8 protein-coding genes and 1 riboswitch are annotated in these 11,769 nt (G+C 63.3%); of the genes, 4 read left to right on the top strand and 4 right to left on the bottom strand.

The annotated features are described in order from the left end of the window. Nucleotides 1-170: 170 nt before the first annotated feature. Nucleotides 171-390: riboswitch (cobalamin riboswitch) on the bottom strand. Nucleotides 391-570: 180 nt separating this feature from the next. Further along, nucleotides 571-1,821, top strand: a complete 1,251-nt coding sequence (locus tag ABIB42_RS08230; RefSeq protein WP_429248202.1) for an ROK family transcriptional regulator — start codon at nt 571-573, stop codon at nt 1,819-1,821. Nucleotides 1,822-2,345: 524 nt separating this feature from the next. On the opposite strand, the gene ssb is transcribed toward ABIB42_RS08230, so the two are convergent. Both ssb and ABIB42_RS08240 read right to left on the bottom strand, forming a co-directional pair. Further along, nucleotides 2,346-2,849: a single-stranded DNA-binding protein gene (ssb, locus tag ABIB42_RS08235; RefSeq protein ID WP_005664461.1), complete on the bottom strand. Its 504-nt coding sequence runs from the start codon at nt 2,847-2,849 to the stop codon at nt 2,346-2,348. A 170-nt stretch (nt 2,850-3,019) separates the two neighbouring features. Continuing rightward, entirely contained in the window at nt 3,020-3,745 is a 726-nt protein-coding gene (locus ABIB42_RS08240) for an acetyltransferase (protein WP_429248203.1), read from the bottom strand. Nucleotides 3,746-4,102: 357 nt separating this feature from the next. On the opposite strand from ABIB42_RS08240, the gene uvrA reads away from it, so the two are divergent. Continuing rightward, nucleotides 4,103-6,952 carry an excinuclease ABC subunit UvrA gene (gene uvrA / locus ABIB42_RS08245; protein WP_219861806.1) on the top strand — a complete coding sequence of 950 codons (2,850 nt, stop codon included), beginning with the start codon at nt 4,103-4,105 and terminating at the stop codon, nt 6,950-6,952. A gap of 106 nt (nt 6,953-7,058) precedes the next feature. On the opposite strand, the gene ABIB42_RS08250 is transcribed toward uvrA, so the two are convergent. Next, nucleotides 7,059-8,927: a phosphoenolpyruvate carboxykinase (GTP) gene (locus ABIB42_RS08250; RefSeq protein ID WP_184240174.1), complete on the bottom strand. Its 1,869-nt coding sequence runs from the start codon at nt 8,925-8,927 to the stop codon at nt 7,059-7,061. A gap of 358 nt (nt 8,928-9,285) precedes the next feature. Between ABIB42_RS08250 and ABIB42_RS08255 the strand changes: the two genes are divergently transcribed. After that, entirely contained in the window at nt 9,286-10,272 is a 987-nt protein-coding gene (locus ABIB42_RS08255; RefSeq protein WP_429248204.1) for a D-2-hydroxyacid dehydrogenase family protein, read from the top strand. Nucleotides 10,273-10,278: 6 nt separating this feature from the next. Here the strand turns inward: ABIB42_RS08255 and ABIB42_RS08260 are convergent, their stop codons facing one another. Next, nucleotides 10,279-11,034 carry a hypothetical protein gene (locus ABIB42_RS08260; RefSeq protein WP_005664452.1) on the bottom strand — a complete coding sequence of 252 codons (756 nt, stop codon included), beginning with the start codon at nt 11,032-11,034 and terminating at the stop codon, nt 10,279-10,281. Nucleotides 11,035-11,170: 136 nt separating this feature from the next. Here ABIB42_RS08260 and ABIB42_RS08265 point away from each other — a divergent pair, with 136 nt between their 5' ends. After that, the gene (locus ABIB42_RS08265; RefSeq protein ID WP_429248205.1) at nt 11,171-11,656 is read left to right on the top strand and encodes an asparaginase domain-containing protein; all 486 of its coding nucleotides are present in this window, start codon (nt 11,171-11,173) and stop codon (nt 11,654-11,656) included. Nucleotides 11,657-11,769: the final 113 nt, after the last annotated feature.

Genomic DNA, 11,769 nt, shown 5'->3' on the forward strand with positions numbered 1-11,769 from the left:
CGACCTTTCAGCTGCGCGCTTGACGCGCGCACGACAACAGGCAGCCGCCATCCTTCCACGATGAACAGGGACGCTTGCGCGCCGCGCAGGCGAGCGATCGCAGCGAATGACGCGAGCAGACAAAGAAGGAACAGCGGACAACCAACAGGCACGCCCTCACCCCGGGACGTGCGAATGCATCGTGGATGGCCGGTCTTCTGGCTCGCCGTCTTCCTTCCCCGGTCCTGCCTTCCCGTGCACGGGGCACAGTGGCGTTCGACCGGGGTCGTCAGGCTTACAGCAGCGGGGGCTGCGCCGGACTGGCGCGCGATGGCTATCGCGCACGTCACCGGCTTCCCGTTTCACCTCCCTGCAGACGAGCAGGAAGGCACCATTCACTTGATTGGGCGCGATTCTAACGCCAAGTTCGACCAGTTGTCACCGCATTATTTTTTGGCGGGCGAGCGCGAAGCGGCCCAGCGCGGCGACCAACAGCGCCCGATCGGCCCGAAAAATAAGTCGCATAGGTTTATTTAGCGGAAGGACGTATACTTACCGTCTCCCGCTGTCTTGCCCATCGAACGCCGCGCCATGCCGTCCTATAACGCACCGCCTCCCGCCTTTGACCCCGCCACCATGCCGCTGCTGCGCACCGTCGGCTCGAACCAGGTCGGCATGCGCGAGTTCAACGAGCGGGTCGTGCTGCAGGCGATCCGCACCCATGGCAGCCTGCCCAAGGCCGAAGTCGCGCGCCTGACCAATCTGAGCACCCAGACCGCCTCGGTAATCATCAACCGCCTGCTGGACGAGCAACTGGTGGTCAAGCGCGACGCCGTGCGCGGCAAGGTCGGCCAGCCGTCGCAGCCGATCGCCCTTAATCCGGAAGGCGCGTTCTCGATCGGCATCCAGATCGGCAGGCGCGCGCTGGACGTGGTCCTGCTCGATTTCACGGGCGCGCTGCGCTGGCAGTCGTCGACGCCCTACGCCAGCCCCGACGTGGAGCAGGTCTTCGCCGCCATCGATGCCAGGCTGCGCGAGGTGGACGACTTCCTCGGCCCGGAGCTGGCCCCGCGCCTGACCGGCATCGGCCTGGCCGCCCCGCTCACGCTGGGCACCTGGCACGGCCTGGAAAGCCTGCTGCCGCATCAGGCCGAAGCCTGGCGCCGGGTCGACCTGCGCATCCGCCTGCAGGCCATGACGCCGCTGCGCGTGGACTTCGCCAAGGACACGATCGCGGCCTGCGTGGCCGAACTGGTGGCCGGCCGCGGACGCAAGCTGAAAAGCTATCTGTACGTGTTCGTGGACACCCTGGTCGGCGGCGGCCTGGTGATCGACGGCGAGCCGCACAGCGGCCAGTTCGGCAACGCCGGCGCGATCGGTTCGATGCCATTGGGCCTGGCCGGAACGGACGAACGCGGCGTGGCGCCGCAACTGCTCGGGGCGGCCTCACTGGTGCGGCTGGAAGAGATGCATGCGCAGGCGGGATTGGCGCCGCTGGCGTTCGGCGACGACCGCCTCTTGAGCGGCCCATGGGAAGCGGTGACCCTGCAATGGGTCGAGGAAGCCGCCAATGCGATCACCTTCGGCGTCACCGGCGCGGCCTGCCTGCTCGACCTGGACGGCGTGATCGTCGACGGCGCCGTCAGCCGCGCCCTGCTCGAACGCCTGATCGCCGCGGTGCAGGAGCAGATGACGCGCTACAGCTGGCAGGGCACCGAGCGGCCGCTGGTGATGGCGGGAACGATCGGGATGACGGCCAAGGTCATCGGCGCAGCTTATTTGCCGCTGCATGCGAACTTCGCGCCGGCGCATGGCTTGTTCCTGAAGGCGGCGCGGCGCTAGTGTCTTGAATAGGCTGCACTATAAAAAAAACCCTGCGAATGATGCACTCGCAGGGTTTGTCGTACCGATCAGACCGGAAATCGTAGGGTAGGGTACGTGACGCTCAAGAGTCGCCCGTTACCCTCCCTCCGAACCGGACTTGCGCATTTCTACGCATCCGGCTCTCCATCAACAGTATCAACATTTTTCCAAAACCGGTTGTCCGGGAGAGCGCCTTGGTGGAGCCTGTGGTGACTCTTCCGAACCGACGCTTCAAAGACCCTGCGTCGGTGAGATCCCGAACCCGGCTTAGGACTATGGTTCAACCAATACAGGCTTAGCCATACGGGACTTGGCATGACGGAAGCAAGGTAGGTCTTTTCCCCGCGTCTCCGCCTTTTCCCGCCATGCTGCTTTCCCCTCTCCCTTTCGGGATTACAGTTGTTACCAACGAAGGTGGGACGGGTTGCCAGTAGCTTCCCAAGTAAGCTACACTACAGGCATAAATGCCGTAAGTACTTGATTTATAAGATTAAACGGCGCACTTAGAACGGAATATCGTCATCCATATCCGAGAAGTTCGGCGCCGGTTTCGGCTGCGGACGCGCGGCCGGAGCCGGTGGCGCCTGGCGCGGAGCCGGACGCTGCGGGGCCGAGTAGTCGTCGTCCATGCCGCCGCCCATACCGCCACCCATGCTGTCGCCGCCCATACCCTGGCGACCGCCCAGCATCTGCATGTTTTCAGCGATGATGTCGGTGGCGTAGCGCTCGATGCCGTCCTTGTCGGTGTACTTGCGGGTCTGCAGGCGGCCTTCGACGTAGACCGACGAACCTTTCTTGAGGTACTGGCCCACGATCTCGGCCAGGCGGCCGAAGAAGGAGATGCGGTGCCACTCGGTCAGTTCTTTCTGTTCGCCGGTATTGCGGTCCTTCGAGCGGTAGGAAGTGGCGACCGCGATGTTCGCGATGGCGTCGCCGCTCGGCATGTAGCGGATTTCGGGATCGCGGCCGAGATTGCCGACGATGATGACCTTGTTGACTGATGCCATGATGGTTCCTTGAATGGTGTTGTGAGCCCTGACTCTGCACTTGACTAAGCGTCAGGGAACTGTGTGCTGCAACCCGATATTATGCCTGTTCAGCAGAATTTGTTCGTGGTTTTTAATGCATCAAAACGTGATAAATCCTGGCCGGTGAGCTTCCTCAATCGGACGCAATGTCAGGTCTGCGGGCCATGCTCGGCCTCGTAGGCCTTGCGGCGCTCGATCAGCTTGGCGATGGTGGCCAGCGCCGCATCCTCGTCCTGCGTCATGTCTTGAAGGAAGGCGTCGTTATTGTCGCGGATCCAGCTCAGCGGCATGTCCCACCAGGCGAGTTCGACCAGCGCGGCGCGCACTTTCTCCGAGAAACGGAAGCGGATCAGGCGCGCCGGCGAGCCGGCATAGATCCCGTACGGCTCGGAACGAAAGTTGGGCGGCAGGACGGAACGGGCGCCGATCACGCAGCCATTCTCGATCACACTGCCGCCCAGCACCATGGTCTCGTCGCCGATCCAGACGTCGTTCTTGATCACGGTATCGGCATATTGCGGCGGCGGCGCATTGCGCAAGCCCATGCCCTGGACCGAGAACATACTAGTCGAGATGGTCCGCATGTCGTGCTGGCCATTCAACAGGAAGCGCAGGCGCAAGCCGCCGGCGACGAAGCGCCCCACCGCCAGGTTCTGTTTTCCGGCATCGTACTTGGCGATGGAACCCACGCCCAATCCCGAACAGCGGCCAATGTAGAAATAGCCATGGGTGGCTTCTTCGTCCAGCCAGTTACGGAAGAACCCGTGCGGGATGCTGGTGTAGCCGCCGCTCGCATACGACATGACGGTGAATTGCGCCGCCCATGGGTGGTCCGGCTGTTCGCCGCTGAAGTCGTCTTCGGTAAAAATCTGCATTGCACAAGCCCTCGCCCAAAGAAGTAAATTGTAACCTGAGAGCAACAAAGACTTGACGCCGGGATGCTGAAAAAACCTGCGTGAAGGAACAGCCGGGCGCCATAAATTATTTTGGGATTCTGAACGATTTGCCATTGAAGCGTCCTTGAAGACGCCCACATATCCCGGACGGCGCCGGCCGGTTGCAAGCGCATCCGGGCCCCGTGCTGTTCTGCCATCGCTGTACACCAACCACTGGATGAATGTACAGCCGAAACAAAAACGCGCTACACTTACGGGTTCTCCCCGATTGGCCCGCTTACCGCGCTGCTGGCGTCTGCGGCCCCGCAAAAACTGATAGAAAGTCTGCCGAACTTAATGGAAGAAATTCGCATTCGTGGTGCCCGCACGCACAATCTGAAGAACATCAACCTCGACCTGCCACGCAACAAGCTGATCGTGATCACCGGCCTGTCGGGCTCGGGCAAATCCTCGCTCGCCTTCGACACCCTGTATGCCGAAGGCCAGCGCCGCTACGTCGAATCGCTGTCGGCGTATGCGCGCCAGTTCCTGCAACTGATGGAAAAGCCGGACGTCGACCTGATCGAAGGCCTGTCGCCGGCGATCTCGATCGAGCAGAAGGCGACCTCGCACAACCCGCGCTCGACCGTCGGCACCGTCACCGAGATCCACGATTACCTGCGCCTGCTGTACGCGCGCGTCGGCACGCCGTATTGCCCGCAACACCCGCATGAGCCGCTGTCGGCCCAGACCGTGTCGCAGATGGTCGATGCGGTGCTTGCCATGCCGGAAGGCACCAAGCTGATGATCCTTGCGCCGGTCGTGGCCGGCCGCAAGGGCGAACACGGCGACCTGTTCCAGGCCATGCAGGCCCAGGGCTTCGTGCGCTTCCGCATCGCCAGCGGCGTCAACCCTGCCAAGATCTACGAGATCGACGAGCTGCCCAAGCTCAAGAAGACCGAAAAGCACAGCATCGATGTCGTGATCGACCGGGTGAAAGTGAACCCGGACATCAAGCAGCGCCTGGCCGAAAGCTTCGAGACCGCCCTGCGCCTGGCCGATGGCCGCGCCGTGGCCTATGAGATGGATACCGAGAAGGAAACCGTCTTCTCGAACAAGTTCGCCTGCAATGTTTGCGGCTACTCGCTGCAAGAGCTGGAACCACGCCTGTTCTCGTTCAATAACCCGATGGGCGCCTGCCAGGAATGCGATGGCCTGGGCCATATCGAGTTCTTCGATCCGAAGCGCATCGTGGCCTTCCCGCACCTGTCGCTGGCGTCCGGCGCCGTCAAGGGCTGGGACCGCCGCAACCAGTTCTACTTCCAGATGCTGCAGAGCCTGGCGGCCCATTACGACTTCGACCTCGACAAGCCTTTCGAGCAATTGCCGAAATCGTCGCAGGAAGCCGTATTGTTCGGCTCCGGCAAGACCGCGATCCCGTTCAGCTATGTGAACGAGCGTGGCCGCACCGTGATCCGCGAGCACACCTTCGAAGGCGTGGTCAACAACCTGCAGCGGCGCTACCGCGAGACCGACTCCATGGCGGTCAAGGAAGAGCTGGCCAAGTTCATCAACGAAAAGAAGTGCCCGGCCTGCGAAGGCGCGCGCCTGCGCACCGAAGCGCGTTTCGTCAAGATCGGCCAGGGCGAGCAGCAGCGCGCCATTTATGAGGTGTCGGACAAGCCCCTGCGCGAAACGCTGGACTACTTCGACAAGCTTGAACTGAGCGGCGCCAAGCGCGACATCGCCGAGCGGGTGATCAAAGAAATCGTCTCGCGCCTGAAGTTCCTGAACAACGTCGGGCTGGACTACCTGTCGCTCGACCGCAGCGCGGATACCCTGTCCGGCGGCGAAGCCCAGCGTATCCGCCTGGCCTCGCAGATCGGCTCGGGCCTGACCGGCGTCATGTACGTGCTCGACGAACCGTCGATCGGCCTGCACCAGCGTGACAACGATCGCCTGATCGCCACCCTGAAGCATTTGCGCGACATCGGCAATAGCGTGCTGGTGGTCGAGCACGACGAAGACGCGATCCGCACCGCCGACTACATCGTCGACATGGGTCCGGGCGCAGGCGTGCACGGCGGCGCCGTGATCGCCGAGGGCACGCTCGAGCAGATCATGAACAACGAGCATTCGCTGACCGCGCAATATCTTGACGGCCGGCGCAAGATCGAAGTGCCGAAGAAGCGCACCAAGGCCGACCCGGCGCGCCAGCTGGTGATCACGGGTGCGAAGGGTAATAACCTGAAGGATGTGACCCTGACCTTGCCGGTGGGCCTGATGACCTGCGTGACGGGCGTTTCGGGCTCCGGCAAGTCGACGCTGATCAACGACACGCTGTATCCGGCGCTGTCGCGCCACCTGTACGGTTCGCAGACCGAGCCGGCCGAGCACAGCTCGATCCACGGCCTGGAACACTTCGACAAGGTGATCTCGGTCGACCAGGCGCCGATCGGCCGCACGCCGCGTTCGAACCCGGCGACCTATACCGGCCTGTTCACGCCGATCCGCGACCTGTTCGCGACCGTGCCGACCGCGAAGGAACGCGGATACAGCGCCGGCCGCTTCTCGTTCAACGTCAAGGGCGGCCGCTGCGAAGCCTGCCAGGGCGATGGCGTGATCAAGGTCGAGATGCACTTCTTGCCGGACGTGTACGTGCCGTGCGACGTCTGCCACGGCAAGCGCTACAACCGCGAAACGCTGGAAGTGCAGTACAAGGGCAAGAACATCACCGAAGTGCTGGACATGACGGTCGAGGATGCGCACGAGTTCTTCAAGCCGGTGCCGGTCATCGCGCGTAAACTCCAGACCTTGCTCGACGTGGGCCTGGGCTACATCAAGCTGGGACAAAGCGCGACCACGCTGTCGGGCGGCGAGGCGCAGCGCGTCAAGCTGTCGCTCGAGCTGTCCAAGCGCGACACCGGACGCACCTTGTACATCCTGGATGAACCAACCACCGGCCTGCACTTCGCCGACATCGACTTGCTGCTGAAGGTGATCCACCGCCTGCGCGACCAGGGCAATACGCTCGCCATCATCGAGCACAACCTGGACGTGATCAAGACCGCGGACTGGATCGTCGACCTGGGGCCGGAAGGCGGCGCCGGCGGCGGCACCATCGTGGCCTGCGGCACGCCGGAGCAGGTGGCCAAGGTCAAGGACAGCCCGACCGGCAAGTACCTGAAGCCGCTGCTCAAGGCTTGATCTTCACGGTTCGTCCCAAATGAAACAGGGGCAACGCCACCGGCGTTGCCCCTGTTCTTTTTTATATGGCCGCTTCGGCAGCGGCCTCTCCCCCACTCGGCCGGTCTCAGTCGGCCAGTTGCCTTTCCAGGCGGACCCTGGTGTCCACCAGCTCTTGCGGCAGACGGTAGGCCAGCTTGTCGAACAATTCGCCGTGCAGCTTCAGTTCTTCGGCCCAGGCGTTCTTGTCGATCGACGTGATCTGGGTGAACTGCGCTTCGGTGAATTCCACCCCATCCCAGTTCAGGTCGCCATACGATGGCGAGGTGCCGAACAGGTGCGCGTTGCCGGCGGCGGCGCTGCCTTCGGTACGGTCGAGGATCCATTTCAGCACGCGCATATTGTCGCCATAGCCCGGCCACACGAAGCTGCCGTCCTCGCCGGTGCGGAACCAGTTGACGCAGAAGATCTTCGGCAGCGCAGCCGGATCGATCGCGGCCACTTTCTTGCCCAGATCGAGCCAGTGCTGGAAATAGTCGCTCATGTTGTAGCCGATGAACGGCAGCATCGCGAACGGATCGCGGCGCACCACGCCCATCTGGCCGGCGGCGGCGGCGGTGGTTTCGGAACCCATGGTCGCGGCCATGTACACGCCATCCACCCAGTTGTTGGCCTCGGTCACCAGCGGCACCGTGGTCGAGCGGCGGCCGCCGAAAATGAAGGCCGAGATCGGCACGCCGGCCGGATCGTCCCAGGCCGGGTCGATCACCGGATTCTGGGTCGCGGCCACGGTGAAGCGCGCATTCGGGTGCGCCGCCTTGGTGCCGGAGGCCGGCGTCCAGTCCTTGCCCTGCCAGTCGATCAGGTGGGCCGGGGCTTCCTTCGTCATGCCTTCCCACCACACGTCGCCGTCGTCGGTCAGCGCCACGTTGGTGAAGATCACGTTCTCGCGCAGCGAGGCCATGCAGTTCGGATTGGTCTTTTCATTGGTGCCCGGGGCCACGCCGAAGTAGCCGGCTTCCGGGTTGATCGCGACCAGCTTGCCGTCCGCGGCCGGCTTGATCCAGGCGATGTCGTCGCCGATGGTCGTCACTTTCCAGCCGTCGAAGGTCTTCGGCGGGATCAGCATCGCGAAGTTGGTCTTGCCGCAGGCCGAAGGGAAGGCCGCGGCCACGTATTTCTTGTCGCCCTGCGGCGACTCGACGCCCAGGATCAGCATGTGTTCGGCCAGCCAGCCGGTGCCGCCGGCTTGCGCCTCTTGATAACCCATGTTCGAGGCAATGCGCAGGGCGAAGCATTTCTTGCCCAGCAGCGCATTGCCGCCGTAGCCGGAACCGAAGGACCAGATCTCGCGGGTCTCCGGATAGTGCACGATGTACTTGGTGGCGTTGCATGGCCAGGCGACGTCCTTCTGGCCGGCAGCCAGCGGCGCGCCAACGGAGTGGACGCAGGGAACGAACTCGCCGTCCGGGCCCAGCACGTCGTACACGGCCTTGCCCATGCGCGTCATGATGCGCATATTGACCGCGACATAAGGCGAGTCGGACAGTTCGACGCCGATATGGGCGATCGGCGAGCCCAGCGGGCCCATCGAGAACGGCACCACGTACAGGGTGCGGCCGGCCATGCAGCCGTCGAACAGGCCGTGCAGAGTGCGGCGCATCTCGGCCGGCTCCATCCAGTTGTTGGTCGGGCCGGCTTGCTCTTTGGTGGCGGAGCAGATGAAGGTGCGGTCTTCGACGCGCGCCACGTCCGACGGATCGGACCAGGCCAGGTAGGAATTCGGACGCTTGGCGGGGTTGAGCTTCTGCATCGTGCCCGCTTCGACCATCTGTGCGCACAGGCGGTCGTATTCTTCTTCCGAACCGTCGCACCAGTAAATGCTGTCAGGCTTGGTCAGGGCGGCGATTTCCGCGACCCAATTGATGAGCTTTTGATGTTTGATGTAAGCTGGAACGTTCAGTGCGGCGACGCCGCCCATCACGGGCTGATTCATGGGAGTCCTCCAAATGCCAATAAAGAATTCGGGTGGATCGCTGGGTCGGGATCGTCCTTTGGCCGGGGCGCCCCATGGTCGGGATCGACGGTGGGCGGGCGGCCCATGGCAGGATCGCGGTGGGACAGCGGTCGGGTCGGCAGCCTCTGGCAAGGCTGAGCAGTGCGTCTCATGAGCACCGTTGGATACGTGTCATTCGTTTAAGTTCTGAGCCGATTGTACACCCCAAAAAGCGCCTTACGGGCCCTTCCACTACAAAAAAGTAGGAAAAATGCCCTAGTAATGTAGTAGGCTATTTGGGCAAATGCCCTACCCTGTTATTTGTTTACATTTAACTGATATAACTCTGACAACACCAATGAAAATCGCGATTCTTGACGATTATCAAGACGCTGTGCGTGGTCTTGACTGCTTCCGACTGCTCGACGGCCATGAGGTCAAGGTCTTCAATAACACCACCCGAGGACTGGGCCAGCTGGCGATCCGCCTCGCCCCTTTCGACGCCCTGGTGCTGATCCGCGAACGCACCGCTTTTACGCCGGCATTGCTGGCGAAGCTGCCGAACCTGAGGCTCATCTCGCAGACCGGCAAGGTCAGCGGCCACATCGACGTGGCCGCCGCGACCGCGCACGGCATCGCCATCGCCGAAGGGGTCAGCTCGCCGCTCGCGCCGGCCGAGCTGACCTGGGCCCTGATCATGGCCGCCAGCCGCAAGATCGTGCCGTATGCGAACAATCTGAAGGATGGCTTGTGGCAGACGGCCTCGATCAATCCGGCGCTCAATGGCGTTGGGCGGGTGTTGCACGGGCGTACCCTGGGCCTTTGGAGTTACGGCAAGATCGGCAAGCTGGTGGCCGGCTATGCGCGCGCTTTCGGGATGCGGGTGCTGGTCTGGGGCAGCGAAGCCAGCCGCGCGGCGGCCGTCGCCGACGGCTTCGAGGCGGCGCAGTCGCGCGCAGCGCTGTTCGAGCAGGCCGACGTGCTGAGCCTGCATTTGCGGCTGGCGGAATCGACGCGCGGCATCGTCACGGCCGGCGACCTGGCGTGCATGAAGCCGGATGCATTGTTCGTCAACACCAGCCGCGCCGAACTGGTGGCGGAAGGCGCGCTCGAGCACGCCCTGAAGCAGGGCCGTCCGGGCACGGCGGCGCTGGACGTGTTCACCAGCGAACCGCTGGCGCAGGACGCTGCGCTGCTGCGCATCCCGACGGTGCTGGCCACCCCGCACCTGGGCTATGTTGAGAAAGACAGTTACGAGATTTATTTCCAGGCGGCGTTCGAGAACGTCGTCAAGTTCGCGCAAGGCGAGCCGGCGAACATCCTCAATCCGGAGGCATTGGAATAGCGCTGATCAGCGCAGTTCGGGCTCGCCCGTGAGGTTGACCTTTGGCGCCGGCATCACGTGGGTGCCGGTCCAGAGTCCTGCCCAGCCCGGCGGCCAGCCGATGTCGCGGCCGGTATAGGCCTTGAGGCCGGAGCGTACCGGCACGATCGGCACCGCCGGCGCCTCGACCAGCCCGCCGCCCGCGGGACGTTCCATATTGAGGCTGTACATGTATCCCGGCAGCAGCAGGTCGCAGGCTTGCGCGAACCAGGCGGTATGGTCTTCGTCGCGGCCCAGCGCCTGCGCCAACCCTTGCGGATCGAACTTCGCCAGCGCGTGGATCAGCTCGTCGGTGGTGGCGCCCGGCACGTCGCCCCACCCCATCACGGGATTGTTGTTGTAGTCGGCGCCCGAGCCATACCAGCCTTCGCGCCAGGTGCGCTGCATCCAGTTGCGCGGCCCCGTGAACAGGTGCCAGCGCCAGTGCAGGCCGGAGGGCTTGGGCCAGGAATACAGGTACAGCTTCTGGTAGCCGGCCTCGTGCAATGCGCGCACCACGGCCATCAGGCGCGCATGCGGCATGCGGTCTGGCGGCGCGCGCCGGAACAGGATCGGCTCGCCGTCGGCGTGCTGGACTTCGTCGCTCGACAGGTTCAGGTCGAGGGCGCGCGCCTCGTCGTTGAAACGCGCCGAGATCCAGCCAGTGAGCAGATTGACGTGGGTGATCACGCCATAGCCGCGATGGCGGTGGAAGATGACGGTGCCGGGGGCAACTGCTTTCATGGCCGGGGGAAAGAAAGAAAAGAAAGACGATGAGTGTACTCATCCGATCCGGACGATTCTAGCGCAGTCACAGTCGGATACACTATGGTTTGCGGCTATCATGACGCACCTTTTTTCTGCGAGTAGATAAACCAACATGACTTTGCGACTCATCGCCACCGGTGGCACTTTCGACAAGCATTACAATGAACTGAACGGCGTGCTCGGCTTCGGCGAAAGCCATCTGCCAGAGGTGATCAAGCGCAGCCGCATGACGGTGCCGGTCGCGCTCGACGTGCTGCCGCTGCTCGATTCGCTCGACATGCAGGATGCCGACCGCGAGCGCGTGCTGGCGTCGTGCCAGGCCGCCAGCGAGAAGGCGATCGTGATCGTGCACGGCACCGACACCATGCGCGAGACGGCCGCCGTCCTCGGCGCCGCCAGGCTCGACCAGACCATCGTGCTGACCGGCGCCATGATCCCGTATTCCATCGCCAATTCGGATGCGCTGTTCAACCTGGGCTTCGCCTGCGGCGTTGCGCAGACCCTGCCGGCCGGCGTATATGTCGCCATGAACGGCCAGGTTTTCCCGTGGGATAACGTGACCAAGAACCGCAGCGAAGGCGTCTTCCAGCAGCTGTAAGCAATAGTTCCTGCGCCTGTTTGACGGGGATTAAAAGCGAGGGCAGCCGCGCGCTGTCTTCTCGTTCGACTTCCTATACTGCCTTTCTCGATCACCCGCATCAAAAGGAGAAG

The sequence above is a fragment of the Massilia sp. UYP32 genome, from assembly GCF_050434365.1.
GTDB lineage: Bacteria > Pseudomonadota > Gammaproteobacteria > Burkholderiales > Burkholderiaceae_D > Telluria > Telluria timonae.